The 25,585-nt window shown below is 57.1% G+C and carries 37 protein-coding genes; 26 read left to right on the forward strand and 11 right to left on the reverse strand.

The window, feature by feature from the left end:
- Positions 1-92 precede the first annotated feature (92 nt).
- Together I9182_RS15475 and I9182_RS15480 are read right to left on the reverse strand one after the other, a co-directional pair.
- A complete protein-coding gene (locus I9182_RS15475) occupies positions 93-512 on the reverse strand; it encodes a hypothetical protein (RefSeq protein WP_209598876.1) in 420 nt (139 codons plus the stop codon).
- Between the two features lie 185 nt (positions 513-697).
- Positions 698-1,384, reverse strand: a complete 687-nt coding sequence (locus I9182_RS15480) for an ATP-binding protein (protein WP_209598877.1) — start codon at positions 1,382-1,384, stop codon at positions 698-700.
- Between the two features lie 313 nt (positions 1,385-1,697).
- On the opposite strand from I9182_RS15480, the gene rplB reads away from it, so the two are divergent.
- The 6 genes from rplB (at position 1,698) to I9182_RS15510 (ending at position 5,198) form a co-directional block, all read left to right on the forward strand.
- Positions 1,698-2,540, forward strand: coding sequence for a 50S ribosomal protein L2 (gene rplB, locus I9182_RS15485; protein ID WP_170531634.1), 843 nt, complete (start codon positions 1,698-1,700; stop codon positions 2,538-2,540).
- Between the two features lie 3 nt (positions 2,541-2,543).
- Positions 2,544-2,822, forward strand: a complete 279-nt coding sequence (gene rpsS / locus I9182_RS15490) for a 30S ribosomal protein S19 (RefSeq protein WP_005980699.1) — start codon at positions 2,544-2,546, stop codon at positions 2,820-2,822.
- Positions 2,823-2,825: 3 nt separating this feature from the next.
- Positions 2,826-3,206: a 50S ribosomal protein L22 gene (gene rplV / locus I9182_RS15495; RefSeq protein ID WP_209505855.1), complete on the forward strand. Its 381-nt coding sequence runs from the start codon at positions 2,826-2,828 to the stop codon at positions 3,204-3,206.
- Positions 3,206-3,916 carry a 30S ribosomal protein S3 gene (rpsC, locus tag I9182_RS15500; RefSeq protein ID WP_209505853.1) on the forward strand — a complete coding sequence of 237 codons (711 nt, stop codon included), beginning with the start codon at positions 3,206-3,208 and terminating at the stop codon, positions 3,914-3,916. The genes rplV and rpsC overlap by 1 nt, the downstream gene beginning before the upstream one ends.
- Before the next feature lie 12 nt (positions 3,917-3,928).
- Positions 3,929-4,342: a 50S ribosomal protein L16 gene (rplP, locus tag I9182_RS15505; RefSeq protein WP_170615802.1), complete on the forward strand. Its 414-nt coding sequence runs from the start codon at positions 3,929-3,931 to the stop codon at positions 4,340-4,342.
- 235 nt (positions 4,343-4,577) lie between these two features.
- Positions 4,578-5,198: a 2OG-Fe(II) oxygenase family protein gene (locus I9182_RS15510; RefSeq protein WP_209505851.1), complete on the forward strand. Its 621-nt coding sequence runs from the start codon at positions 4,578-4,580 to the stop codon at positions 5,196-5,198.
- A 105-nt stretch (positions 5,199-5,303) separates the two neighbouring features.
- Here the strand turns inward: I9182_RS15510 and I9182_RS15515 are convergent, their stop codons facing one another.
- Entirely contained in the window at positions 5,304-5,624 is a 321-nt protein-coding gene (locus I9182_RS15515; RefSeq protein WP_209598878.1) for a hypothetical protein, read from the reverse strand.
- Positions 5,625-5,913: 289 nt separating this feature from the next.
- Here I9182_RS15515 and rpmC point away from each other — a divergent pair, with 289 nt between their 5' ends.
- From rpmC to I9182_RS15580, 13 genes are all read left to right on the forward strand, one after another.
- A complete protein-coding gene (rpmC, locus tag I9182_RS15520) occupies positions 5,914-6,120 on the forward strand; it encodes a 50S ribosomal protein L29 (RefSeq protein WP_010437082.1) in 207 nt (68 codons plus the stop codon).
- 4 nt (positions 6,121-6,124) lie between these two features.
- Entirely contained in the window at positions 6,125-6,355 is a 231-nt protein-coding gene (gene rpsQ / locus I9182_RS15525) for a 30S ribosomal protein S17 (RefSeq protein WP_209505845.1), read from the forward strand.
- 75 nt (positions 6,356-6,430) lie between these two features.
- Complete coding sequence (gene rplN, locus I9182_RS15530) at positions 6,431-6,799, forward strand: 50S ribosomal protein L14 (protein ID WP_011567679.1); 369 nt, start codon at positions 6,431-6,433, stop codon at positions 6,797-6,799.
- 2 nt (positions 6,800-6,801) lie between these two features.
- The gene (gene rplX / locus I9182_RS15535; protein WP_010437096.1) at positions 6,802-7,113 is read left to right on the forward strand and encodes a 50S ribosomal protein L24; all 312 of its coding nucleotides are present in this window, start codon (positions 6,802-6,804) and stop codon (positions 7,111-7,113) included.
- Complete coding sequence (rplE, locus tag I9182_RS15540; protein ID WP_209505843.1) at positions 7,106-7,666, forward strand: 50S ribosomal protein L5; 561 nt, start codon at positions 7,106-7,108, stop codon at positions 7,664-7,666. Before rplX ends, rplE begins: the two co-directional genes overlap by 8 nt.
- Before the next feature lie 19 nt (positions 7,667-7,685).
- Positions 7,686-7,991: a 30S ribosomal protein S14 gene (rpsN, locus tag I9182_RS15545; RefSeq protein WP_010437098.1), complete on the forward strand. Its 306-nt coding sequence runs from the start codon at positions 7,686-7,688 to the stop codon at positions 7,989-7,991.
- A gap of 13 nt (positions 7,992-8,004) precedes the next feature.
- The gene (rpsH, locus tag I9182_RS15550) at positions 8,005-8,397 is read left to right on the forward strand and encodes a 30S ribosomal protein S8 (RefSeq protein ID WP_209505841.1); all 393 of its coding nucleotides are present in this window, start codon (positions 8,005-8,007) and stop codon (positions 8,395-8,397) included.
- A gap of 11 nt (positions 8,398-8,408) precedes the next feature.
- Positions 8,409-8,942: a 50S ribosomal protein L6 gene (rplF, locus tag I9182_RS15555; RefSeq protein ID WP_170467582.1), complete on the forward strand. Its 534-nt coding sequence runs from the start codon at positions 8,409-8,411 to the stop codon at positions 8,940-8,942.
- A gap of 11 nt (positions 8,943-8,953) precedes the next feature.
- Positions 8,954-9,313: a 50S ribosomal protein L18 gene (gene rplR, locus I9182_RS15560; RefSeq protein WP_010437103.1), complete on the forward strand. Its 360-nt coding sequence runs from the start codon at positions 8,954-8,956 to the stop codon at positions 9,311-9,313.
- A gap of 187 nt (positions 9,314-9,500) precedes the next feature.
- Positions 9,501-10,070, forward strand: coding sequence for a 30S ribosomal protein S5 (gene rpsE, locus I9182_RS15565; protein WP_209505839.1), 570 nt, complete (start codon positions 9,501-9,503; stop codon positions 10,068-10,070).
- 12 nt (positions 10,071-10,082) lie between these two features.
- Entirely contained in the window at positions 10,083-10,271 is a 189-nt protein-coding gene (gene rpmD / locus I9182_RS15570; protein ID WP_170613764.1) for a 50S ribosomal protein L30, read from the forward strand.
- A gap of 134 nt (positions 10,272-10,405) precedes the next feature.
- Positions 10,406-11,233 carry a VOC family protein gene (locus I9182_RS15575; RefSeq protein WP_209598879.1) on the forward strand — a complete coding sequence of 276 codons (828 nt, stop codon included), beginning with the start codon at positions 10,406-10,408 and terminating at the stop codon, positions 11,231-11,233.
- A gap of 247 nt (positions 11,234-11,480) precedes the next feature.
- Entirely contained in the window at positions 11,481-11,693 is a 213-nt protein-coding gene (locus I9182_RS15580; RefSeq protein ID WP_209505835.1) for a DUF1127 domain-containing protein, read from the forward strand.
- Between the two features lie 280 nt (positions 11,694-11,973).
- Here the strand turns inward: I9182_RS15580 and I9182_RS15585 are convergent, their stop codons facing one another.
- The 7 genes from I9182_RS15585 to I9182_RS15615 form a co-directional block, all read right to left on the reverse strand.
- Positions 11,974-12,270, reverse strand: coding sequence for a 50S ribosomal protein L23 (locus tag I9182_RS15585; RefSeq protein WP_170609990.1), 297 nt, complete (start codon positions 12,268-12,270; stop codon positions 11,974-11,976).
- Complete coding sequence (rplD, locus tag I9182_RS15590; RefSeq protein WP_171638100.1) at positions 12,267-12,884, reverse strand: 50S ribosomal protein L4; 618 nt, start codon at positions 12,882-12,884, stop codon at positions 12,267-12,269. The genes I9182_RS15585 and rplD overlap by 4 nt, the downstream gene beginning before the upstream one ends.
- On the reverse strand, positions 12,881-13,606 hold the full coding sequence (gene rplC / locus I9182_RS15595; protein WP_171638102.1) for a 50S ribosomal protein L3: 726 nt from the start codon (positions 13,604-13,606) through the stop codon (positions 12,881-12,883). The genes rplD and rplC overlap by 4 nt, the downstream gene beginning before the upstream one ends.
- A gap of 18 nt (positions 13,607-13,624) precedes the next feature.
- Positions 13,625-13,939, reverse strand: a complete 315-nt coding sequence (gene rpsJ / locus I9182_RS15600; protein ID WP_008756422.1) for a 30S ribosomal protein S10 — start codon at positions 13,937-13,939, stop codon at positions 13,625-13,627.
- 932 nt (positions 13,940-14,871) lie between these two features.
- Positions 14,872-16,047, reverse strand: a complete 1,176-nt coding sequence (gene tuf / locus I9182_RS15605) for an elongation factor Tu (RefSeq protein WP_209598265.1) — start codon at positions 16,045-16,047, stop codon at positions 14,872-14,874.
- 112 nt (positions 16,048-16,159) lie between these two features.
- Positions 16,160-16,753: a hypothetical protein gene (locus tag I9182_RS15610; protein WP_209598880.1), complete on the reverse strand. Its 594-nt coding sequence runs from the start codon at positions 16,751-16,753 to the stop codon at positions 16,160-16,162.
- 96 nt (positions 16,754-16,849) lie between these two features.
- Positions 16,850-19,198 carry a DNA topoisomerase IV subunit A gene (locus tag I9182_RS15615; RefSeq protein ID WP_209598881.1) on the reverse strand — a complete coding sequence of 783 codons (2,349 nt, stop codon included), beginning with the start codon at positions 19,196-19,198 and terminating at the stop codon, positions 16,850-16,852.
- Positions 19,199-19,399: 201 nt separating this feature from the next.
- On the opposite strand from I9182_RS15615, the gene I9182_RS15620 reads away from it, so the two are divergent.
- The 6 genes from I9182_RS15620 (at position 19,400) to I9182_RS15645 (ending at position 23,670) form a co-directional block, all read left to right on the forward strand.
- Positions 19,400-20,029 carry an SH3 domain-containing protein gene (locus I9182_RS15620; protein ID WP_245220564.1) on the forward strand — a complete coding sequence of 210 codons (630 nt, stop codon included), beginning with the start codon at positions 19,400-19,402 and terminating at the stop codon, positions 20,027-20,029.
- A gap of 69 nt (positions 20,030-20,098) precedes the next feature.
- Positions 20,099-20,926, forward strand: coding sequence for an SDR family NAD(P)-dependent oxidoreductase (locus I9182_RS15625; RefSeq protein WP_209598882.1), 828 nt, complete (start codon positions 20,099-20,101; stop codon positions 20,924-20,926).
- Between the two features lie 79 nt (positions 20,927-21,005).
- Positions 21,006-21,209 carry a twin transmembrane helix small protein gene (locus I9182_RS15630; protein ID WP_209506337.1) on the forward strand — a complete coding sequence of 68 codons (204 nt, stop codon included), beginning with the start codon at positions 21,006-21,008 and terminating at the stop codon, positions 21,207-21,209.
- Complete coding sequence (locus tag I9182_RS15635; RefSeq protein WP_209506334.1) at positions 21,209-21,781, forward strand: cob(I)yrinic acid a,c-diamide adenosyltransferase; 573 nt, start codon at positions 21,209-21,211, stop codon at positions 21,779-21,781. Before I9182_RS15630 ends, I9182_RS15635 begins: the two co-directional genes overlap by 1 nt.
- Positions 21,782-21,982: 201 nt before the next feature.
- Positions 21,983-22,741: an electron transfer flavoprotein subunit beta/FixA family protein gene (locus I9182_RS15640; RefSeq protein ID WP_209506332.1), complete on the forward strand. Its 759-nt coding sequence runs from the start codon at positions 21,983-21,985 to the stop codon at positions 22,739-22,741.
- Positions 22,741-23,670, forward strand: a complete 930-nt coding sequence (locus tag I9182_RS15645) for an electron transfer flavoprotein subunit alpha/FixB family protein (RefSeq protein ID WP_209506330.1) — start codon at positions 22,741-22,743, stop codon at positions 23,668-23,670. Before I9182_RS15640 ends, I9182_RS15645 begins: the two co-directional genes overlap by 1 nt.
- A gap of 59 nt (positions 23,671-23,729) precedes the next feature.
- Here I9182_RS15645 and I9182_RS15650 read toward each other — a convergent pair whose 3' ends face one another.
- Positions 23,730-24,533, reverse strand: a complete 804-nt coding sequence (locus I9182_RS15650) for a DUF6473 family protein (protein ID WP_245222669.1) — start codon at positions 24,531-24,533, stop codon at positions 23,730-23,732.
- A 165-nt stretch (positions 24,534-24,698) separates the two neighbouring features.
- Here I9182_RS15650 and I9182_RS15655 point away from each other — a divergent pair, with 165 nt between their 5' ends.
- Positions 24,699-25,574, forward strand: a complete 876-nt coding sequence (locus tag I9182_RS15655; RefSeq protein ID WP_209506328.1) for a 3-hydroxybutyryl-CoA dehydrogenase — start codon at positions 24,699-24,701, stop codon at positions 25,572-25,574.
- Positions 25,575-25,585: the final 11 nt, after the last annotated feature.

Here is a 25,585-nt window from a genome sequence, read left to right on the forward strand (position 1 = left end):
TGCCCGATACTTGGGAAGTTTGAGCGAGGGGCAAAGGCCCCCAAAGCGGCGGCCTTCGGCCTTGTCCCGCGCTATTCAATAAGTGATTTCCATCATTCAGAGCCTAACAGTTGGCTTGCTACTGCGGGGTGATCGACTTCTAGCTCGACCCCATTTTGCTCTGCGCGCAGTCGCACATATCCACGTATCATAGTTTCGGTGAATTCGTACCAACCTTGACGTGTTCCTGTCAGAATATGAGCGTGGCTTTCGCGTTTCAGTGCGTTTATTCTCTGGTTGAACTTCGTCCTGTCGAGAGGATCATCCTCTCTAAGCTCCATTATTCTTTGATACGAAGAAAAGATGTCGGTGCTGCGTCTGCGTAATTCATGCCCATCGGCTGCCGCCCAAAGCACAGTTTCATAGTCGTTCTGATATTTTTGAGTCGCATCTTCATAGGGCTTGCGCAACTTCATATCCATGGCTTGTGAAGCGTCCTTCATTGCCACATCAAATAGTTCGGGTGTAACCATTCCGAGATTTTGTTCCTCGTACACGCGCCAAAAGAGTTTCTCGCACACAAAATGTACATAGTGAGGAAAGCCATCGCTAATCCGAGCTATTCTGATCACTGTATTTCGATCGATCTCGATACCTAGAGCTTCTGCCGCATTCTCAGCTATTTCAAACCTCGCTTCCCAAGGCAGTTGCTTAAGGGCTACGGTATGGAATAGCGATCTGCGCTTCCGTGCGCAGCCATCAGTGTTTCTACACTTTCACCGATTCCGCTAACAATAAAGACAGCATTCACATGCTGATCTGAGATTTGTTTGAGGAAGTTAGTGAATGCAACTTGCTCTCTGCGATCAAGTATCAAGTCAAACTCATCAACAACTACAACTAAACGTTTGTCGATATTCTCTGTTATGAAACGTATGAGGCGTACTGCTTCATTGACTGAACTAGGATCGGAAGGTCTTCCTTCTTCAATAGTTGTCTTGAGGTCACCGCTCAATCCAAAGCGCGCAAAGGTCAGCCCTGTTTCGCGGATCGCCTTTTCAAAATTTGGGCTTCTCCCATTCATTTGATCAAAAACTTCGCGAATAATTGTCGCAAAGGTGCTCGTTTCGTCGCATCCAATCAGTACTGGTGTTTCTGTTTCCGCCAAGGCGTAGGCGCTCGTTTGAGCTAGCGAGGACTTACCCACTCCTCGCAGCCCATGAACAAGCGCATGGCGACCGGGTTGTATGAGTGATCGCTTAATTCCGCTAAGTTGTTTCGAACGACCCTTGAGAAATTCCTCTGATTGTAGCGGTCGGGATGGCGAGAGAACTCGGGCCATGAGTTTCCCGAATTCATGTTCAGGTTGCGTCAGGACGGGGCGAAGTCCTTGTAGTTTTGTCATATTTTGCCAAATCCTATTTCGTTATGAAATTCGCCTAAAGCTTCGGGAACAAAATACAAAAAAGAGCGAATTACCTATGTAGTTATCTAAACTTCAGTTAACGAGGGGATCAAGGTCGCTGTTTTTCCAAAGAGCTATAGACACCCACCGCCAACACTGCTAAACGCTCCCAATCTTGCGGCCTCGGATTCGTTCCGGGGCCTTAGATATTTTGCAACCGGGGACCTTCGGGGCCCTATACCTTTGGCACCTACGGGGGCCTATCACATAGCGGGGGACCTCCCCTGCACTTGCTAAACGGAAGACAGAAAGCATGGCACTCAAGTCGTACAAGCCGACGACGCCGGGCCAGCGCGGGCTGGTGCTGATCGACCGTTCGGAGCTTTGGAAAGGACGTCCGGTCAAGTCTCTTACAGAGGGTTTGACCAAATCGGGCGGCCGGAACAACACCGGACGGATCACTTCACGCCGCCGCGGCGGTGGCGCAAAGCGTCTCTACCGGATCGTTGACTTCAAACGGAACAAATTTGATGTCGCGGCAACCGTCGAGCGGATCGAATATGACCCGAACCGGACCGCGTTCATCGCACTGGTAAAATACGAAGACGGCGAGCAGGCGTATATCCTGGCTCCGCAGCGTCTGGCTGTTGGTGACAAGGTCATCGCGTCGGCAAAGGCCGATATCAAGCCGGGCAACGCAATGCCGTTCTCGGGCATGCCCATCGGTACCATCGTCCACAACATCGAGATGAAGCCTGGCAAAGGCGGTCAGATCGCACGTGCGGCCGGTACTTACGCTCAGTTTGTTGGTCGCGATGGCGGCTACGCTCAGATCCGTCTGAGCTCGGGCGAGCTGCGCATGGTCCGTCAGGAATGCATGGCCACCATCGGTGCCGTGTCCAACCCCGACAACAGCAACCAGAACCTCGGTAAAGCCGGTCGTATGCGCCACAAGGGCGTTCGTCCGTCGGTTCGTGGTGTTGCAATGAACCCGATCGATCACCCGCATGGCGGTGGTGAGGGTCGTACCTCGGGTGGCCGTACGCCGGTTACTCCGTGGGGTAAGGACACCAAGGGTAAGCGTACCCGCAACAAGAACAAAGCGTCCCAGAAGCTGATCATCCGCTCGCGGCACGCCAAGAAGAAGGGACGTTAATCCATGTCTCGCTCTGTTTGGAAGGGTCCTTTCGTCGATGCTTACGTGCTTAAAAAAGCCGAAGCAGCGCGCGAGTCGGGCCGCAACGAAGTCATCAAGATCTGGTCGCGTCGTTCCACCATCCTGCCCCAATTCGTGGGTCTGACCTTTGGTGTGTACAACGGCCAGAAGCATATCCCGGTAAACGTCTCGGAAGACATGATCGGTCAGAAGTTCGGTGAATACTCGCCGACCCGGACCTATTATGGCCACGCCGCAGACAAAAAAGCGAAGCGGAAGTAAGTCATGGGCAAGGAAAAGAACCCCCGCCGCGTGGCTGAAAACGAAGCAATGGCGAAAACGCGCATGCTTCGCACCAGCCCGCAGAAACTGAACCTGGTAGCAGCTATGATCCGCGGCAAGAAAGTCGAGAAGGCCCTGACCGACCTGACTTTCTCGAACAAGCGTGTCGCGCAGGACGTCAAGAAGTGCCTGCAGTCCGCAATCGCGAATGCCGAAAACAACCACAACCTGGACGTTGACGAGCTGATCGTCGCCGAAGCCTGGGTTGGCAAGAACCTGGTCATGAAGCGCGGTCGCCCGCGGGCCCGTGGCCGTTTCGGCAAGATCATGAAGCCGTTCTCGGAGATCACCATCAAGGTGCGTCAAGTTGAGGAGCAAGCCTAATGGGACATAAAGTCAATCCGATCGGCATGCGCCTTCAGGTCAACCGCACCTGGGACAGCCGCTGGTACGCAGATACCAAGGACTACGGTGATCTTCTTCTGGAAGACCTCAAGATCCGTGAGTTCATTCAGAAAGAGTGCAAGCAGGCCGGTGTTGCCCGTGTGATCATCGAACGTCCGCACAAGAAGTGCCGCGTTACGATCCACACCGCACGTCCGGGTGTCATCATCGGCAAGAAAGGTGCAGACATCGAAGTTCTGCGCAAGAAGCTGGCCGCGATGACCGACAGCGAACTGCACCTGAACATCGTCGAAGTGCGCAAGCCCGAGCTTGACGGTCAGCTGGTTGCCGAGTCGATCGCTCAGCAGCTGGAACGCCGTGTTTCGTTCCGCCGCGCGATGAAGCGTGCCGTACAGAACGCCATGCGCATGGGCGCCCTGGGTATCCGGGTGAACGTCGCTGGCCGTCTAGGTGGTGCCGAAATCGCACGGACCGAATGGTACCGCGAAGGCCGTGTGCCGCTGCACACTCTGCGCGCCGACATCGATTACGCACATGCCGAAGCGATGACCCCCTACGGGATCATCGGGATCAAGGTCTGGATCTTCAAAGGGGAGATCATGGAGCACGATCCGCAGGCACGTGACCGTAAAGCACAGGAACTCCAGGACGGCCCTGCACCTCGTGGTGCTGGTGGCGGTCGTCGCTAAGGAGGGAAAGATATGCTTCAACCAAAGCGTACAAAATTCCGCAAGATGCACAAAGGCCGGATCAAGGGCGAAGCCAAGGGCGGCTCTGATCTGAACTTTGGCACCTACGGCCTGAAAGCGATTGAGCCTGAGCGTGTAACCGCACGCCAGATCGAAGCTGCACGTCGTGCCATGACGCGTCACATGAAGCGTCAGGGCCGTGTCTGGATCCGCATCTTCCCCGACACTCCGGTTACGGCAAAGCCGATCGAAGTTCGTATGGGTAAAGGTAAGGGTTCGGTCGACCGTTGGGTTTGCAAGGTCAAGCCCGGTCGCGTGATGTTCGAGATCGACGGCGTCAATGACGACATCGCCCGCGAGGCCCTGCGCCTGGCTGCGATGAAGCTGCCGATCAAGACCCGCGTCGTGGTTCGCGAAGACTGGTAAGCGATCCGGGGGCACCCCCGCTCGTGACAAGATTGACCCCCGTCGGACCACCGGCGGGGGTTTTTCGTCAGGGGCTCTGCCCCCGCCGCGCGTGCCGCGCGCCTCCCCCGGGATATTTTGGGCCAGATGAAGCAGGGGATCCACTCTTCATCTGGCTGCAAATATCCCGGAGCGCGAGGCAGAGCCTCGCAAAACAGCCATCGCCTTCGCCACGCGGCTGGGTTAAGACGGCGCCATGCCACAGATTGAATCACTCTTCGTCACCCGCCTCTATCGTGCCTCTTTGTCCGAATTCGGTCCCCCGATCGATGCGGAGGAGTTGGAAAGCTCGTGCCTTGTCATCGCCGAGGATGACGAGGCCGGTCAGGACTGGTGCGAAGAAAACGGCTATCCCGGTTACACCAGCTATGCCTCGCTGACCGACCTGCCCTGGCGGTTTCCGATATTCGCCGATCTGGTCAAGGCGCTGGACAGCCATGTGGCGGCTTTTGCCAAGGATCTGGAGTTTGATCTGGGCGAGGGTAAGTTGAAGCTGGAAGATCTGTGGATCAACATCCTGCCCGAAGGCGGCATGCATTCCAGCCACTTGCATCCGCACAGTGTGATTTCCGGCACCACCTATGTGGCGATGCCCGAAGGCGCGAGCGCGCTGAAGCTGGAAGACCCGCGCTCAGGCCGCATGATGGCCGCGCCGACACGGCTGAAGGGCGGGCGACGCGATTTGCAGCCCTTCATCTATATGAAGCCGCAGGTGGGCGATGTCCTGCTATGGGAAAGCTGGCTGCGCCACGAGGTGCCGATGAACATGGCCGAGGAAGAGCGGATTTCAGTGAGTTTCAACTATAAGTGGGAGTGAGCGTTTGTGAGCGATCCAAAGATGCTTCAGAGATCGCTCGGCAAAATGGTAGTGGATTAAGCAGTTACATCGCCGTTAGCTGCTAAACCGGCTCTAATCACAGATTCACTTGATACCACATTTTTTTTGTGACTGGCGCTTTGTCTTTTTCATTTGGTTCACGGTTTTGTTTTGGGATTGCTTGAGCGCGACCATCTCCTTTTCTCGAGATTCCCCATAATACATTGCCTGCGCCCACAATTCGTAAAGTTCCGGGGACATGTTCTTCTGGGCGATACCCGCCAAGCAGAGGCACTGTTCGACGGACATACCGTTCAAACGGCTGTCAGCATTCGCCTTGCTGCAAACCTTGTCACCGGATATCGCTTGGGCTTGCGCAGAACCTGCAATTAATGTCAGCGCAGTGGCAAAGAGTACATTATTCATTACGTTACTCACTTTGAAATAACATTTGCGGTTCCTAGCTACTTGTGCTGTTTTGGTCGTGCAAGCTATAAGTGAACATAGAGCAAGAAACTCGCGTCAGGCTCAGGCTTCACGAACATTGTGCACTTGCCCAAACTTCCTCTTGCCACCCACCCCCCAAACCCCTATAGAGCGGCATCTTGCGGTCTCCCGGCGTTGTCGGGCGATTCGTATGTCTATCATTCATCCACCAGGTCAAAGGTGACCCGAGTACGGGGCCTTCTGGTGTTTTGAGCAAAGGAAAAAGGCGATGAACGCCCAAGAACTGCGTGACAAGACCCCGGACCAGCTCCGCGAGGAACTGGCCAACCTGAAGAAAGAAAGCTTTAACCTGCGCTTTCAACAGGCAACCGGTCAGCTGGAAAATACGGCTGGTATCAAAGCGGCCCGCCGCAATGCTGCCCGCGTCAAAACCATTCTGAACGAAAAGGCCGCTGCCGCGGCATCCGAGGAGTAATCAGATGCCCAAGCGTATCCTGCAAGGCACCGTGACCAGCGACGCCAACGAACAGACCATCACCGTGCTGGTCGAGCGCCGTTTCAAGCACCCGCTGCTGCACAAAACCGTTCGTAAGTCCAAGAAATACCGGGCTCATGACGAAAAGAACGCCTTCAAGGTCGGCGACTCCGTACGCATCATCGAATGCGCGCCGAAATCGAAGACGAAACGTTGGGAAGTTCTGGAAGCGTAAGCTTCCGGGATTTTTCATTTGTCGAAACCCTGGGGGATTTAATCAGACCAGCCCCCACAGGTCGGGAGAAACCACATGATCCAGATGCAGACCAATCTGGATGTCGCTGACAACTCTGGCGCACGCCGAGTTCAGTGCATCAAGGTCCTGGGTGGTTCCAAGCGTAAATACGCCTCTGTTGGCGACATCATTGTCGTCTCGGTGAAGGAAGCCATCCCGCGCGGCCGCGTAAAGAAAGGTGACGTCCGCAAGGCCGTCGTCGTACGCACCGCCAAAGAAGTCCGTCGCGAAGACGGCACCGCGATCCGTTTCGATCGCAACGCCGCCGTCATCCTGAACAACAACAACGAGCCCATTGGTACCCGTATCTTTGGCCCCGTTGTTCGTGAACTGCGCGCGAAGAACTTCATGAAAATCATCTCGCTGGCTCCGGAGGTGCTGTAATCATGGCTGCTAAACTCCGCAAAGGCGACAAGGTCGTCGTGCTGGCCGGCAAGGACAAGGGCAAAGAGGGGACTATCACCTCGGTTGACCCCAAAGCCGGTAAAGCTGTTGTCGATGGTATCAACATCGCCATCCGCCACACCCGCCAGTCGCAAACCTCGCAAGGTGGTCGCCTGCCTCAGGCAAACCCGATCGAGCTGTCGAACCTGGCACTGCTGGATAAGAACGGCAAAGCAACCCGCGTTGGCTTCCGTATGGAAGGTGACAAGAAGGTGCGGTTTGCCAAGACCACAGGGGACGTGATCGATGCTTGATAACGCAACCTACACCCCGCGCCTGAAAGCGCAGTACGCCGAGACCATCCGTGCCGCTCTGAAAGAAGAGTTCGGCTACAAGAACGACATGCAGCTGCCCAAGCTGGAAAAAATCGTTCTGAACATCGGTTGTGGTGCTGAGGCCGTCAAAGACTCGAAGAAAGCGAAAGCTGCTGTCGAGGATCTGACTGCGATTGCCGGTCAACAGGCCGTTGCAACCAAGGCGAAGAAATCGATCGCGGGTTTCCGCGTCCGGGAGGACATGCCGCTGGGTGCGAAAGTGACCCTGCGCGGTGACCGGATGTACGAATTCCTGGATCGTCTGATCACGATCGCGATGCCGCGTATTCGTGACTTCCGCGGTGTTAAGCCCTCTTTCGACGGTCGTGGCAACTTTGCCATGGGCATGAAAGAGCACATCGTGTTCCCGGAAATCGACTTCGACAAGGTCGACGAGGTCTGGGGCCTGGATATCGTAATTGCCACCACAGCGAAAACCGACGCTGAAGCAAAGGCACTGTTGAAAGCATTCAACATGCCGTTCAACGCGTAAGCGCCGGGAGGATTGAGACATGGCTAAGAAAGCAATGATCGAACGCGAGAAGAAGCGCGAACGCCTGGTGGCCAAATATGCCGCAAAGCGTGCCGAGCTGAAAGAAATCGCGAATGACGAGAGCAAGCCGATGGAAGAGCGCTTCAAGGCGCGTCTGAAACTGGCGAAACTGCCGCGCAACAGCTCGGCTACCCGTCTGCACAACCGTTGTCAGCTGACCGGTCGTCCCCACGCTTACTATCGTAAGCTGAAGGTCAGCCGTATCGCGCTGCGCGAGCTGGGTTCTGCTGGTCAGATCCCCGGCATGGTGAAATCGAGCTGGTAAGGGAGACATAGATATGAATGATCCTATCGGCGATATGCTCACCCGTATCCGCAACGCGCAAATGCGCGGCAAGTCCACCGTATCCACTCCGGCGTCGAAGCTGCGTGTTTGGGTTCTGGACGTGCTGGCGGACGAAGGTTACATCCGCGGCTATGAAAAGACGACCGGTGAAAACGGTCATCCGGCCATCGAAATCAGCCTGAAATACTACGAAGGCACCCCTGTCATTCGCGAACTGAAGCGGGTCTCAAAGCCCGGTCGCCGCGTATACATGGGCGTCAATGACATCCCGCAGGTCCGTCAGGGTCTGGGCGTGTCGATTGTCAGCACTCCGAAAGGTGTGATGTCGGACGCAAACGCTCGCTCCAACAATGTTGGCGGCGAAGTGCTCTGCACCGTCTTCTAAGGAGGTCTGCAATGTCTCGTATTGGTAAAAAACCGGTCGAGCTGCCCAGCGGCGTAACCGCCTCTGTGTCGGGTCAGACCATCGAAGTCAAAGGTCCGAAAGGCACCCGCAGCTTCACCGCCACCGACGACGTAACGCTGTCGGTTGAAGACAACGTGGTCAAGATCGACCCTCGTGGCATGTCCAAGCGTGCCCGCCAGCAGTGGGGCATGAGCCGCACCATGGTTGCCAACCTGGTAACCGGTGTGACCACAGGCTTCAAAAAAGAGCTGGAGATCCAGGGTGTTGGTTACCGGGCGCAGATGCAGGGCAACACCCTGAAGCTGAACCTGGGCTATAGCCACGATGTAGATTTCACAGCTCCGGAAGGTGTCACCATCACCGCACCGAAGCAGACCGAGATCGTTGTGGAAGGTATCGACCAGCAGCTGGTGGGCGAAACCGCGGCCAAAATCCGCGAGTGGCGCCGCCCCGAGCCGTACAAAGGCAAGGGCATCCGCTATAAGGGCGAGTTCATCTTCCGCAAGGAAGGCAAGAAGAAGTAAGGACGCAGACAATGGCAAACAGCAAAAGAACCCTGTTTCTGAAGCGCCGCCTGCGCGTTCGGAACAAACTTCGCAAGGTCAACGCGGGTCGTCCGCGCCTGTCCGTACACCGTTCGAACAAGAACATCTCTGTTCAGCTGATCGACGACGTACGTGGCGTGACCCTGGCCTCGGCCTCGACCCTGGAAAAAGATCTGGGTGTTGTTGGCAAGAACAACGTCGAAGCGGCGACGAAAGTCGGCGCGGCCATCGCCGAGCGTGCCAAGAAGGCAGGCGTCGAAGAGGCCTATTTCGATCGTGGCGGCTTCCTGTTCCACGGCAAAGTGAAGGCTGTCGCCGACGCTGCGCGTGAAGGTGGTCTGAAGATCTGATGGTGTGCCGGGCTGAAGCCCGGCCTACCGGAAACGACGCCGTAGGCCGGGCTTCAGCCCGGCACCCGGCACTTTGAAGGCGGGTCCGCCCGCCTCGATGATCGGGGAGCCCCGGAATGTCATTCGCGGGTTCACTTCGATTGAGTAATTGGCGCCGCGAGCGCCTCTAGAGGAAAAGGGATGCCAAATGGCAGAACGTGAAAACCGTCGGGGCCGTGGCCGCGACCGTGAAGAAACACCGGAATTTGCAGATCGCCTGGTCGCAATCAACCGCGTGTCGAAAACCGTAAAAGGTGGAAAGCGCTTTGGCTTCGCCGCTCTGGTGGTTGTCGGCGATCAGAAAGGCCGCGTCGGCTTTGGCAAGGGTAAAGCGAAAGAAGTACCTGAAGCCATCCGCAAGGCGACTGAGCAAGCCAAGCGTCAGATGATCCGCGTACAGCTGCGCGAAGGTCGGACCCTGCACCACGACATCGAGGGCCGTCACGGCGCCGGTAAAGTGGTTATGCGCGCTGCGCCTGAAGGTACCGGTATCATCGCCGGTGGTCCGATGCGTGCCGTGTTCGAAATGCTGGGTGTCAAGGACGTTGTCTCCAAGTCGCTGGGCTCGCAGAACCCCTACAACATGATCCGCGCCACCATCGACGGCCTGCAGAAAGAGCAGAGCCCGCGTTCGGTTGCCGCACGTCGTGGCAAAAAGGTTGCTGACATCCTGCCCAAGCGGGACGACGCACCGGCTGCTGCTGAAGCAGAAGCATAAGGAGAGCACGTCATGGCAAAAACCATCGTCGTCAAACAGGTCGGTTCGCCGATCCGTCGCCCTGCCGAACAGCGCGCAACCCTGATCGGCCTGGGCCTGAACAAGATGCACAAAACCCGTGAGCTGGAGGATACTCCTTCGGTGCGCGGCATGATCCGCAAGATCCCGCATCTGGTTGAGATCGTCGAAGAGCGCGGTTAAGCCCGCCTTCATCGGAAAGAATAAAAACGCCTCCGGTCAAATCGGGGGCGTTTTTTGTTGGCACTTTAGTATCTTGGGGTTTCCTTTTTCCAACCCGGATCGCAGGAGCGGCGTGTTCTGATTGATCTGCATCAATGACCAATTGGGTTGTGATGAACTACCCAGCGTGTTCCACGCAGGAGGTTCTTGAAGTGAGTGCGGATAAGACAGGACGGATCGTATGGCATGACCTCTTTACGCCTGATCTGAACGCTTCCGAGGCTTTCTATGGCCGTGTAGCGTTGTGGGATTTCATTAAGGAAAGCACCGAAGACTATGTCTGGGGCCAGGGAAAAGGGGAGTTCACTCTTGCTCTTCTGAATGGGGAAGCCGGAAGTGGATTGACCAAAACTCCGGTGGGTTTTGATGCCGGCTGGCTTCCCTATTTCGAAGTTCCCGATGTCGATAAATATTCAAAGCGGGCCGAGAAGCTGGGCGCGCGCATCATTCGACGCCCCTTTGATGTGCCCGGCGTCGGGCGAAACTGCCTATTGTTGGACCCATTAGGGGCCAAGTTTGGCATTTCCGTTTCACAACACGATTACCCGATACCTACACAACAGTTCACAACAGAGGTTTATCTGAGCGAAGGCCCGGAGTTTCCAGTCGAATTCTATCAATCGTTGTTTGATCGAACATCTTCGAAGACAGATGGCACGGGCGCGGCCGGGCCAGGTCAGTGGCTTTCACATATTCCTGTGGTTGCTTCACCAGATAAAAAGATACGTGAAAGATGCGCCTGGCTACCTGGAATTAAGGTCACTGCTATCGAGAATGCTGTACGTGATGCTTTGACGCTTGGAGCGTCCGAAGTGCGTGTTCGATCACGGAATAGCGCGCAGCATGCACCGCGTGTATTTCGCGACCCGACGGGGCTTTATTTTGCATTTCATCAGGTCGGTCCGGTTTTAGGAGCAAACTAAAGGTCGCTGCAAACCGCAGATGGCCATCGCGTCGACCTGCAGGTCAACTGCAAAATCCATGCCAATAGGAATAGGAACCAGGCTACGAACAAGCCAACCCGCGAATGTTATTCGCCGCATGCATACCGGCTAGACCAAAATCTGCGTTGTTAGCGATAGCAAACGCTCCTATCTCTGCCTTGTCCAATGAAGGAACTCAAAAGGAAACGTCAGGGAATACGCCCTGATACGAGAAAGGAATACAGAGATGACAACTGCGACACTGACCCATACCGGCTTCAACTTCGGCACCCGGATCGCTGACATGATCACACGGATCAAAACAGCCCGCGCACGTGCTGCTGAGTATCAGCGCACCTATACCGAGTTGCAGCGTCTGAGCAACCGTGAGCTGGACGATATCGGCATCCGCCGCTGCGACATCGCAGATATCGCGCACCGGCACGTATATTGCTCGTAACCACTCACACAATTGAAACGACCCAAAGGCGCCTTAAGGCGCCTTTTCTATGCCTGTTGCAGGCCCGGCCCCGCGTGCAGGCCGCTCAGAGGCCGTCAGAGGGTCCGATGGCTGTTTATGCGGCCAAGTGCTGTTGACGCCAGAATCGCCCTGAGCGGCCGCTGGAGGGCGTGTGACCGCACTGCCCTGACGCGCAAACCCAAAGCTTTGACGCCTGAAACGAAATCGGCCCCGGAGGAATGATCCACCGGGGCCGAAAAATGTCACTGTAAGCGTTGGATCAGAGACCGGTGCTTACGTCGATTGTGTTACCCTCTTCCAGGGTCACGTATGCTTTCTTGACGTCTTTCCGACGGCCCAACTGGCCGCGGAACCGCTTGACCTTGCCTTTGGTCACGGTGGTGTTCACCGCCTTGACCTTCACACCAAACAGTGCCTCAACGGCCTCTTTGATCTGCGGCTTGTTGCTTTCGATCGCCACTTCAAAGACAACCGCGCCATTTTCGGACGCCATGGTCGACTTTTCGGTGATGATCGGCTTGCGGATCACGTCGTAGTGTTCTGCCTTCGCGCTCATTTCAGACGAGCCTCCAGTGCTTCGACAGCCGCTTTGGTGAGCACCAGGGTGTCACGCTTGAGGATGTCATAAACGTTTGCACCCATCGACGGCAGGATATCCAGACCTTCGATGTTGCGCGACGCCTTCAGGAACCCTTCGTTCACGGTCGCGCCGTCGATGACCAGAGCGCGTTTCCAGCCCAGGTTTGCAACCTGTTTGGCCAGTGCGGCGGTCTTGCCTTCGGCTTCGGCGTTCTCGATCACAACCAGTTCACCTGCTTTGGCTTTGGCCGACAGAGCGTGGCGCAGGCCAAGCTTGCGGAACTTCTTCGGCAGGTCGTGGCCGTGCGAACGTGGGGTCGGGCCCTTGTAGATACCACCCTTGCGGAAGATCGGCGCGTTACGGTCACCATGGCGTGCGCCACCGGTGCCCTTCTGGCGATAGATCTTCTTGGTCGAGTAGCTGGTTTCCGAGCGGGTCTTGACCTTGTGGGTGCCGGCCTGCGCGTTGTTGCGCTGCCAACGGACCACACGGTGCAGGATGTCCGCGCGCGGCTCGAGGCCGAACAGGTCTGCATCCAGCTCGATGTCGCCGGCTTTGCCGCCGTCCAGTTTGATTACATCAAGTTTCATGCTTCACCACCTTCCGCGGATACTTCTTCCGCAGGTGCTTCGGTTGCAGCCGATTTCACAGCAGCCGGGAAAGGCAGGCCTTCCGGTGCTTTCTTCTTCACGGCGTCCTTGACGGTGACCCAGCCCGATTTCGGTCCGGGAACGGCGCCTTTGATGAAGACCAGACCACGGTCGGCGTCGGTTTTGACAACCTCGAGGTTCTGGGTGGTAACACGGGCAGCACCCATGTGACCGGCCATCTTCTTGCCTTTGAACACCTTGCCCGGATCCTGACACTGACCGGTCGAGCCGTGCGAACGGTGGCTGATCGACACACCGTGCGAGGCGCGCAGACCACCGAAGTTGTGGCGCTTCATCGCACCGGCAAAGCCTTTACCGATCGAGGTGCCCGAGACGTCAACCTTCTGACCGGCCAGGAAGTGCTCTGCCGAGATTTCGGCGCCCACTTCGATCAGGCCATCTTCGGAGACGCGGAACTCGGCCAGCTTGCGCTTGGGCTCGACCTTGGCAGCGGCGTAGTGGCCGCGCATGGCCTTCGAGGTGCGTTTTGCCTTGGCAGCACCAGCGCCCAGCTGAACGGCGGTGTAGCCGTCTTTTTCAGCGGTCCGCTGTGCAACGACCTGCAGGTTGTCCAGGTGAAGAACGGTCACAGGGATCTGCTTGCCGTCTTCCATGAACAGGCGGGTCATGCCAACTTTTTTTGCGATAATACCAGAGCGCATATTCTATACCCTCCGATCTTACGACTGCAGCTTGATCTCGACGTCCACACCAGCAGCCAGGTCGAGCTTCATCAGCGCGTCCACGGTCTGGGGGGTCGGATCAACGATGTCGAGCAGACGCTTGTGCGTGCGGATCTCGAACTGGTCGCGGGATTTCTTGTCAACGTGAGGGCCACGGAGAACCGTGAACTTCTCGATCTTGTTCGGCAGCGGGATCGGGCCGCGCACATTCGCGCCGGTCCGCTTGGCAGTGTTGACGATCTCTTGCGTGCTGGCATCCAGAACGCGATAGTCAAATGCCTTCAGCCGAATACGGATATTTTGGCTTTGCATAATAACAGCCTTTTATCAGGCGTTGGGGTTGAGAGGAGGACAGACGCGCATCGCCAACCCTCATCGAACCCAAAAGGCGGGAATCACCCCGCCTTGACGTTCTTGTTGAGAACTCGCGCGTATTAGTGGGGTTGGCGGGGTTTGGCAAGGGGGAAGTTGGCTTTTAAACCGGAACGTTCTGTGGTTCTTCAACAATCAGACAGTGACCAGAACAGGTTTTTCAGTGTTCGAAGAATTCTCTACCGCAGTCGGTCTACAGGGCTTACTTGAAAAGGCACGCTCAATCACAGTGCCATTTACGATAAATGGTGTGAAGTCGGCACAAAACTTGCCCACACTAGAAGCGACAGCTTTGGTCACGCGCGCGAACACCTTGATGCTAATTTTGATCTCATACTGAGAGATTTGGAACACGAACAAACCGTTGCATTGAAGCGCTATGGGACAAAGCTTGATGGAGGTGTTCTTTTTCTTCAAATAAGCTTGTCGAAGATGTGGTTGTTCTCAAATTATGAGGTCGTTCGGGAGACTTGCGAGGTACCGTGCCTCCCAAATACCCCCAAAAACGAGTATTGCTGTAATGAGACCTGTTTTCGCTGCAGCTCTTTGAAGCCAGTTCGGGATAGGTTGAGTTCTTTCAGAATACCGTTGGCCAAACTACAACCCGAGCGAGATCAAAATCAAAGAAATGTCCATGCGCAAACTGTCATTGAAGAAGATACCGGCTCGATAGGCTGGCGCACTTACTCCGGACGCACAAAAGCCAAGGAAGTTTCCAGTCGTTTGGAGTTGTCAGACTTCATTCTCGACACTCTTTTGAAGCCCTAACTCTCGGCAAAACCAAAAACACTATTTTGCAAAAAAGGCCGCCCCCCCTAGGGAGCGGCCTTTGTTTGTTCACCGATGTGCCGGGCTGAAGCCCGGCCTACGGATTATTCTACGATCTTCGACACAACGCCGGCGCCGACGGTGCGGCCGCCTTCGCGGATCGCAAAGCGCAGGCCGTTTTCCATCGCGATCGGGGCGATCAGCTCAACGCCGAACGACACGTTGTCGCCGGGCATGACCATCTCGGTGCCTTCCGCCAGGGTCACGGTGCCGGTCACGTCCGTGGTCCGGAAGTAGAACTGCGGACGGTAGTTCGCGAAGAACGGGGTGTGACGGCCGCCTTCTTCCTTGGTCAGGATATAGGCTTCGGCTTCGAACTTGGTGTGCGGTGTCACCGAACCCGGCTTACACAGAACCTGGCCACGCTCAACGCCGTCACGGTCCACACCACGCAGCAGGGCGCCGATGTTGTCGCCCGCTTCACCGCGGTCCAGCAGCTTGCGGAACATTTCAACGCCGGTGCAGGTGGTTTTCGCGGTGTCACGGATGCCGACGATCTCGATCTCGTCGCCAACGTTGATCACGCCACGCTCGACACGGCCGGTCACAACGGTACCACGGCCCGAGATCGAGAACACGTCTTCGATCGGCATCAGGAACGGCTGGTCAACAGCACGCTCAGGGGTGTCGATGTAGTCATCAACAGCCGCCATCAGCTCGCGGATCTTGTTCTCGCCGATTTCAGGGTCACGGCCTTCCATCGCGGCCAGAGCCGAACCTGCGATGATCGGGATATCGTCGCCGGGGTATTCATACGAAGACAGCAGCTCGCGGATTTCCATTTCCACCAGTTCCAGCAGCTCTTCGTCGTCAACCTGGTCAACTTTGTTCATGAACACGACCATCTTCGGAATGCCAACCTGGCGGCCCAGCAGGATGTGCTCGCGGGTTTGCGGCATCGGGCCGTCCGCGGCGTTCACAACCAGGATCGCGCCGTCCATCTGAGCGGCACCGGTGATCATGTTCTTGACGTAGTCGGCGTGGCCGGGGCAGTCGACATGCGCATAGTGGCGCGCGTCGGTCTCGTATTCCACGTGCGCGGTCGAGATGGTGATGCCGCGGGCTTTCTCTTCCGGCGCGCCGTCAATCTGGTCATACGCCTTGAAGTCACCGAAATACTTGGTGATCGCTGCGGTCAGCGTCGTCTTGCCGTGGTCAACATGCCCAATCGTGCCGATGTTGACGTGCGGTTTTGTACGCTCAAACTTTTCCTTTGCCATTCCTCAGGCGCCCTTTTGCGATTTGGGGGACCCTTGGTCCCGGGTTACTATCTGCGCGCGCGAGATATTTGGTTCAAAGGGGAAAATCAAGCACATCCTGAGGGAAATGCGCTTATCCCGCCGGATTTTGCGTAACCTCGGTGGAATCGAGGGGCTGGATCAGGTCTGGCCGTTTTTCGAACCAACCATTCTCTTCATGTTCTTCAGCCAGCCATTCTTCGACCCGGTCGGCAACTTTCAATGACAGACCGGCCATCTGTTCCTCTTTGGTACGCTCATGTCCCGACCCTTTCAGCGCACTGCCTCCGGTCGTGTCTTCCAGCACCTGGAATTGCTTTCCCTTGGCCAGGAACTTTTCTTTCTTCACGTCATAGATGTTGACCAACACAATCGCGGTGCTTTTGGGATTGTAGATGATCGGGATTCCCGGAGGCGCCAGCATGTAGCCTTCCAGGCTGATCCCGATGTCATATTCCTGCGTTCCTTCATAACGGCCCAGACGAATATCGACCGCATTCTGGATGGCCTTCGTCCATTCGTCGGGCGTTGCATCGCGCGACACTGGCCCTTGCACGGCCTTGTCTGCGAAGGCGTAGTTGACCCGCAGCTTGAATTCCCCCAGCGACTCGGGCGGTTCATAAACCTGTGTCTGCGTGCAAGCGCCCAGCAGGGCCAGTCCGGTGATCAGCGTCAGAATGCGCAACATGTCTCGTCTCGATAGGCCTGTTTTTCTTTGGTCTAGCGCACCGATACGGGTTGTGCCAAGCCGTATCGGTGGATTTATACCGCAACCGGGGCCGGATCACGAAAACTTATAGTCCTTCGGGAAACCATAGGGCGGCTTTTTCCCAACGCTGGCGCGCTTGGACAGCCATTGGGACATATCTGCCTCATGCCGGGTCTTGTCGCCCCCCATGGACCATTTCAGGCCCTCCTCCCAGTTGAAGGTGGTGATGTCTGACAGACCGCCATCCAGTTCCAGCGTCCCCTGCCGCCCGCGAGCCATATTGTATTTTTGCAAACGCACACCCTTGCCGCGGGTCATTTCGGGCAATTCCTCGGTCGGGAAGACAAGGAACTTGCCGTTCTGCGACACGATTGCAACGTGGTCGCCCTCGACCGGTTTGCAGATCACTGCTGTTTCGTCGTCCTTGACGTTCAGCACCTGCTTGCCGTTTCGCGTCTGGGCCAGCACGTCATCTTCGGGCACCATGAACCCGTTGCCCGCATCCGAGGCCACCAGCAGCTTGCGCCCTGGTTTGTGAATCAGGATATCGATGATCCGTGCTTCGTTCGGCAGGTCGACCATGAGGCGCAGCGGCTCGCCCATACCCCGCCCGCCGGGCAGGTTGGCCGCGCTGACAGTGTAGAACCGCCCGTTCGAAGCGAAGACCAGCAACCGGTCGGTCGTTTCCGCATGGAAGATAAAGCGCGGCCCGTCGCCATCCTTGAACTTCAATTCACGGGTCAGGTCGATATGACCGGTCATGGCGCGAATCCAGCCCATCTGAGAACAGACGACCGTGATCGGTTCGCGGTCGATCATCGCCTCAAGCGGCACCTCTTCGACCTCGCCCGCTTCGGCGAACCGCGTGCGGCGCGCGCCGCCTTCGTAATCTTTGCCGAAGGTCTTTTTCGTCTCTTTCAACTGCTCGGCAATCCTGGCCCATTGCAGGCCTTCGTCGGCCAGCAGGTCTTCGAGGTTGGCACGTTCCAGCGTCAACTCATCGCGTTCGCGGACCAGCTCCATCTCTTCCAGACGACGCAGGCTGCGCAGGCGCATGTTGAGGATCGCGTCAACCTGAACCTCAGACAACTCGCCCTCACCCGGTCTGGGTGAGACATAGTCGGCCTCGCTGGTGGCGCGGATATGGTCAATCCCCCAATCCTCGCGCATCAGCGCGGCTTTGGGGTCGTCGTCATAGCGGATGATGTCGATCACACGGTCGAGGTTCAGGAAGGCAACGATAAAGCCCTCCAACACTTCCAGCCTGTGGTCGATCTTGGCCATGCGGTGGCGCGAGCGGCGGATCAGCACCTCTTGCCGGTGGTCCAGGAACGCGCGCAGCACTTCCTTCATCGAGCAGACCTTGGGCGTCACCCCGTCGATCAGCACGTTCATGTTCAGGCTGAACCGCACCTCGAGGTCCGAGTTGCGATACAGCATGCCCATCAGCACCTCAGGGTCCACATTCTTGGAGCGCGGCTCGAGGATCAGGCGGATGTCATCGGCAGATTCGTCGCGCACGTCTGCCAAGATCGGGATTTTCTTGGTCTGGATCAGCTCGGCGATCTTCTCGATCAGCTTGGACTTCTGAACCTGATAGGGAATCTCGGTGACGATGATCTGCCACTGACCGCGCCCCAGATCCTCGACCTCGTACTTGCAGCGCAAACGGAACGAACCGCGACCGGTGCGATAGGCTTGCGCGATATTCTCGGGCGGCTCGACAATTACGCCTCCGGTCGGGAAGTCAGGGCCGGGCACGTAGTTCAGCAACGTGTCATCGCGCGCGTCCGGCGTCTTGATCAGATGCAGACATGCATCGCAGAGTTCCGAGATGTTGTGCGGCGGGATATTCGTCGCCATCCCCACCGCGATACCACTTGCGCCATTGGCCAGCAGATTCGGGAACTGTGCGGGCAGCACGACCGGTTCGGTCAGCGTGCCATCATAGTTGTCGCGGAAATCGACGGCGTCTTCGTTCAACCCTTCCAGCAGCGCTTCGGCCACGATGGTCATCCGCGCCTCGGTATAGCGTGAGGCCGCCGGGTTATCGCCGTCGATATTGCCAAAGTTCCCCTGCCCGTCGACCAGCGGATAGCGGACGTTGAAATCCTGTGCCAGACGCGCCATCGCGTCATAGATCGCGGCGTCGCCATGCGGGTGATAGTTGCCCATCACGTCGCCGGAAATCTTGGCAGATTTCCGGAAACCTCCGGTTGCACTGAGTCGCAACTCTCTCATCGCATAGAGGATTCGGCGGTGAACCGGCTTCAACCCGTCCCGCGCATCGGGTAGCGCCCGGTGCATGATGGTGGACAGCGCATAGGTCAGATACCGCTCACCAATCGCGCGGCGCAGCGGTTCCGCCACCTCGCCCCCACCTGCAGGGGCCTCCATGTTGGGGTCATCGATCGTATCGTTCATATATGATGTGATACGACGCAAGTGCGCCTTGGTAAAGCGAGCAGCACATAAATTGCTGGGGAAAAGTCGCGCTTTTTGCAACAGGGGGAGACACCATGTTGTTTTCCCCCATTTTTCGACTCGCCCCCCAAAATATGCTAAGCTTTCATCAATTGAGATACTGCCATTTGTTGATGTTACGATTGCCTTGGGGGATGCGCCATGACGCGCCTGATACTTGTTACTTTTGCCGCGCTCGGCTGGACCTTTTACGTGATGAGCGGCGGCCCTGATTTTGAACCGCGCGGCGTGCGCCCTGCCAAACCAGAACGCGTGGCTGTCGTGGCCGAACCGGTTGCCCCGGTCGTTGAACCTGCACCTGTCGAAGATTTGGTCACCCGTGCTGCGGTCAAACCCGCTCTGGTGGCTCCACCTGTTGCCGAGGCGGTAACCCAGTTGGGTGAGACCGAAACAAAGGCCCTCCTCTCGCAGGTCGCGGCTGGCTTGAAGGCCAATCCCTCCCTGTTCCAGGACGAAAGCGTGACCCTGACCCTGGCATCATTGGAACAGGGCGTAAGCGCGCTGGAGCAGGTGGTCACCGACGCCGAGCTGCCCACAGTCGAACTGCCCACGCCTGCCGAGGCCCCGAAGGACATCCGCGAAATTTCGGGCACCCGGGTTAATCTGCGCGATGGGCCCGGTACAATCTATCCCATCATCGGTAAAGCCGCGCTTGGCCAACAGGTCGAGGTCCTGAGCGATTCCGGCACCGGCTGGTTACGCCTGCGCGTGTTGCCCGCGCAACAGGTCGGGTGGATTTCAGCATCACTTGTCCGGAAAACATCAAACTGACGCCCGGACGTCATTGCCCTGCCGCAAACCCCACCCTAGCTTTTGGTGGGGTTCAGCTTCGGAAGGCACATGCAGAAATCGATTCTTATTACGGGATGCTCGTCGGGCATTGGTCTGGACGCAGCACACGGAATGCGTGCACGAGGCTGGCGTGTGTTTGCATCCTGCCGACAGCAGCGCGACTGTGACCGCCTGCGCGCGCAGGGGTTTGAAAGTCCAAGAATCGACTATACCGACCGCGACAGCATTTCCTCGGGATTGTCATATGTACATGAGGCAACGGGCGGAACTTTGGACGCGCTGTTCAACAACGGTGCGCACGGGCTGCCCGGTGCGGTTGAAGACGTCCCGACAGACGCTCTGCGTCATATCTTTGAAACCAATGTCTTTGGATGGCACGAGCTGACCAGACAGGTTATTCCCGTCATGCGCGAGCAGGGCCACGGCCGGATCGTGCAATGTTCCTCGGTACTTGGTCTTGTCGCCTTCCCCTGGCGCGGCGCATATGTCGCCACCAAATACGCCATCGAAGGACTGACCGACACCTTGCGGCTGGAGCTGCGGGATACAGACATTCAGGTCGTTTTGATCGAGCCCGGCCCGATCACCTCAAAGCTCAGGGAAAAGGCAATCCCCGTGTTCGAGAAATACATCGACTGGGAAAACTCGGCCCTGCGGGAAAAATACGAAGGTTCGCTGCTGAAGCGACTATACGAAAACAGTGCGCCCGACCGGTTCGAACTGCCAGCCTCTGCCGTCACCGACAAGCTGGCCCATGCGGTCGAGGCGCGACGCCCCAAACCACGCTACTATGTGACCACCCCGACATATGTCGCTGGGGTTCTGCGCCGGATTCTGCCCACAAAAGCCACGGACCGCATCCTTTCGGATATCTGAGACGTTATTTCCCGTTCGCTTTTCGACGCCTTGACGCTAGATGGGTGATAATCAAAAAAAAACCGGACGGTGACTTTAAATGGACCCTTTAATGGTCATTCTGCTTCTGGCCATGGCGGCGGTTGTCGTTGTGTTAGCCCTGGGCATCGCGAATTTCGGCAAGAGCGGCATGGAAGCAGCAAAGAAAAGCAACAAGATGATGCGTCTGCGTATCCTCTTTCAGTTCATCGCCGTTATTTTGATCGTGCTATACGTCTATCTACGCGGGCAAGGGGTGCAGTAATGGTTGTACTGAACAAAATCTACACGCGCACGGGCGACGATGGCAAAACCGCTCTGGGCAATGGCGAGCGTGTGGCAAAGTATTCGGGTCGCGTTGCCGCCTATGGAACAGTGGACGAGCTGAACTCATTTGTTGGCGTGGCCCGCACCGAGGCTGAAGGCGAAGTCGATGCCGCCTTGTCGCGGATTCAGAACGACCTGTTTGATCTTGGCGCAGATTTCTGCCGCCCTGAAATGGAGAAGGATGCAGAAGCGGACTATCCACCGCTGCGAATCGTATCCGCTCAGATCGACCGGCTGGAAGCCGAAATTGACACCATGAACGAAACACTGGAACCGCTGCGCAGCTTCATCCTGCCGGGCGGTTCGCGGCTGGCCGCGCATTTGCACGTGTGCCGCACTGTATCGCGTCGCGCCGAGCGGTTGGCGGTGGAACTGACAAATATGGAACCGGTTAACGACGTGGCCGTCAAATACCTCAACCGGCTAAGTGATTGGTTTTTCGTCGCGGCCCGGTGCGCAAATAACGATGGCAAGGACGACGTGCTGTGGGTTCCTGGCGCCAACCGCTGAATTTTTTCCCTGAAAACAGGCCCAGTTCGGGCAACAATCTTGCGTGCCTCAAGGTAAAAAACTGCAAAACGCGACGTCCCGACGCGACGACGTGACGATTTTGCTCTGTTTTGCGGGTGCAGCAGACGTTATCAAGTCCGACGAGAGCATTGGTGGAGTCGCCTTCGCGGCTTGCCGTTTTTTTGAGGAGAAAGCGCTACAATGAAGGTACTGGTACCTGTCAAACGCGTGATTGACTACAATGTGAAGGTCCGCGTGAAAGCGGACGGTAGCGGTGTTGATCTCGCCAATGTCAAAATGTCGATGAATCCGTTCGACGAGATTGCGGTTGAAGAGGCCATTCGCCTGAAAGAGGCTGGCAAGGCAGACGAAGTTGTTGCCGTTTCAATTGGTGTGAAGCAGGCGCAAGAGACGCTGCGGACCGCTCTGGCCATGGGTGCCGACCGCGCGATCCTTGTTGTTGCGACGGATGATGTGCACACTGATATCGAGCCGCTGGCAGTTGCCAAGATCCTGGCCAAGGTGGTCGAGGAAGAGCAGCCCGGCATCGTTCTGGCGGGCAAGCAGGCGATCGACAACGACATGAACGCCACCGGTCAGATGCTGTCGGCCCTGTTGGGCTGGTCGCAGGGCACCTTTGCCTCGGAACTGGATATCGAAGGCGACAGTGCCAAGATCACCCGAGAGGTGGATGGCGGGTTGCAGACCATCAGCGTCAAGATGCCGACCATCGTGACCGTTGACCTGCGCCTGAACGAGCCGCGCTATGCGTCGCTGCCCAACATCATGAAGGCGAAGAAAAAGCCGCTGGATGAGAAAACCGCCGCCGATTACGGCGTCGACGTCACGCCGCGCCTGGAAATCGTCAAGACCGAAGAACCGCCGGCACGTGCCGCAGGTATCATCGTTGGCTCGGTGGATGAGCTGGTTTCGAAACTCAAAGAAGTGGGGGCTGTGTAATGGCTGTACTTCTGCTTGCCGAAGTCAACAATGGCGAACTGGCGCTGGACGCCACTGCCAAGGCAGTAAACGCTGCCAAGGTGCTGGGTGACGTGACCGTTCTGGCCGCAGGTGGCTCGGCCGCCGCTGCAGGCGAGGCTGCCGCCAAGATCGACGGCGTGTCCAAGGTGCTGGTTGCCGAAGACGCATCGCTGGGTCATCGCCTGGCGGAATCGACCGCCGCGCTGATCGTAGGTCTGGCCGATGGGTACGAGCATATCGTGGCCCCCGCGACCACCGACGCCAAGAACGTGATGCCGCGCGTCGCAGCCCTGCTGGACGTGATGGTGATCTCGGATGCCTCGGGCGTGGTCGATGGCTCGACGTTTGAGCGCCCGATCTATGCGGGCAACGCGATCCAGACCGTGAAGTCGAACGACGCCAAGAAGGTCGTCACCATCCGCACAGCGTCCTTCGACGCGGCGGGGACCGGCGGCTCGGCTGCGGTCGAGACCATCTCGGTCGGCGACAATCCCGGCCTGTCGTCGTGGGTCGAAGACAAGGTGGCCGCAAGTGACCGTCCGGAACTGACCTCGGCTGGCGTTGTTGTCTCGGGCGGCCGTGGTGTCGGCTCGGAAGAAGACTTCAAGCTGATCGAAGCTTTGGCTGACAAGCTGGGTGCTGCGGTTGGCGCGTCGCGCGCCGCTGTCGACTCGGGCTATGCCCCGAACGACTGGCAAGTGGGTCAGACCGGCAAGGTTGTTGCCCCCGACCTTTATGTCGCCGTCGGCATCTCGGGCGCGATCCAGCACCTTGCGGGCATGAAGGACTCAAAGGTCATCGTTGCGATCAACAAGGACGAAGAGGCACCGATCTTCCAGGTCGCCGACTTCGGACTGGTCGCCGACCTGTTCCAGGCGGTCCCGGAACTGACCGAAAAACTCGGCTGAACGCAGCCCGGGGCCTTAGCCCCACAATCACCAAAGGCCCGCCACCGAGCGGGCCTTTTTCAATTCAACTCCCTCAAAGCCGCCTCAAGCTTCAAAGCAATCTCCCTGTGCGCGGAGGGGCCGAGCATATGCTCGGCCACAGGCTGTTGCAGCGTCCCGAACAACACGTCCTCGATCTCGTCTGACAAGGAGGACACACTGACCGTGCATTCCACTACATCGGCACACAACGGTCGAACCTGTTCGATCATGTCAGCATCGGGCAAGACAAGGTCGCGATGCCGATCCTCCTGTCGCTGTATATGCAGCCAGAGAAGAACAACCCGTGGCTTGATCCGTCGCACCAGCTCGGATGTGTTGCGCAACCAAGTCTCTCGCAACTCCTGCGCCACAACCTCAAAACGCGCGTCCTTTATGGCCCGCAACCTCTCCAGTAAATGCCTGACAAAGTGGATTTCCGTGAAATCGACCTCAGGATAAAGGTCCTGCAAGTCGCACGAGGGTTCAAGAAACCGATCATTCCGACGCGAATGCACGCGATAAAACCTGTTCGACTGGTACGGCACGTCCAGCACTTGCAGCACACAAAGGTCTGATCCATTGACATGATTTAAAACCCCCGGATCAGCAAGCAACGCATCAGCCCCACAAAAAAGACTGCCAAAATTGATACAAGGTTGCGGCAATCTTTTGGCAAGCAATGCCGGGTACGGGTATTCCACGAACCGGCCAAACGTCTCTTCTCCACCCAGACAGGCCACATAAGGCGTCTCAAGATTTCCGTGCGGCGCCCGAAACCAAAGGTTTGATCCTGCATATTGGCACGCGGCCTCTGTGCCGTCGCTTACCCGATGAAAGCTCATACCAAGCCCCCCAAATTTTTCACCCAATTGCCAATTTGCGGCCTTAGGTATTGAGAATCTCCTAATGCGCGCATTTGAAGCAAAATTGACCGGTTCGATCCCCTTGCCGCCCGCCCCGGTCTGCCGATACTGTCCCGGTATCCTCCAGGGCAAAGGCAGCTGAACATGGAAGTTAAATCGGTCGGGGTGATTGGTGCGGGTCAGATGGGCAACGGCATTGCTCATGTTCTGGCTTTGGCGGAATACGATGTCTTGCTGAATGATGTCAGTCAGGATGCGTTGAACAGCGCAATGGCCACGATCGAAGGCAACATGGCGCGTCAGGCGTCACGCGGCAAGATCACTGACGATGCGATGCAGGCAGCCCTGAAGCGTATTACAACCACCCTTGAATTGCCGCAGCTGGGGCAGACAGATCTGGTGATCGAGGCCGCGACCGAGCGGGAAACGGTCAAACAGGCCATTTTCGAAGATCTGCAACCTCACCTTCTGCCGCATACGATCCTGACGTCGAATACGTCGTCCATTTCCATCACGCGTCTGGCCAGCCGCACGGACCGGCCCGAACGTTTTATGGGTTTCCACTTCATGAACCCGGTTCCAATCATGCAATTGGTGGAACTGATCCGCGGCATCGCAACGGATGAGGAAACCTTCAAAGCCTGCAAGGCGGTCGTGGACCGGCTGGGCAAAACGGCCGCCAGCGCCGAAGATTTCCCGGCTTTCATCGTTAACCGCATCCTGATGCCGATGATCAACGAAGCCGTTTATACGCTTTATGAAGGTGTCGGAAGCGTCCAATCCATTGATCAATCGATGAAGCTGGGCGCGAATCATCCAATGGGGCCATTGGAATTGGCGGACTTCATCGGGCTGGACACATGTCTTGCCATCATGAACGTCTTGCATGATGGTCTGGCTGATACCAAGTATCGCCCCTGCCCGCTTTTGACCAAATACGTCGAGGCAGGATGGCTGGGGCGCAAGACGCAACGCGGTTTCTATGACTATCGCGGCGAGGTGCCGGTTCCGACCCGCTAACAAAACCGCCC

It is taken from the genome of Ruegeria sp. HKCCSP351, from assembly GCF_017872535.1.
Taxonomy (GTDB): Bacteria; Pseudomonadota; Alphaproteobacteria; order Rhodobacterales; family Rhodobacteraceae; genus Ruegeria.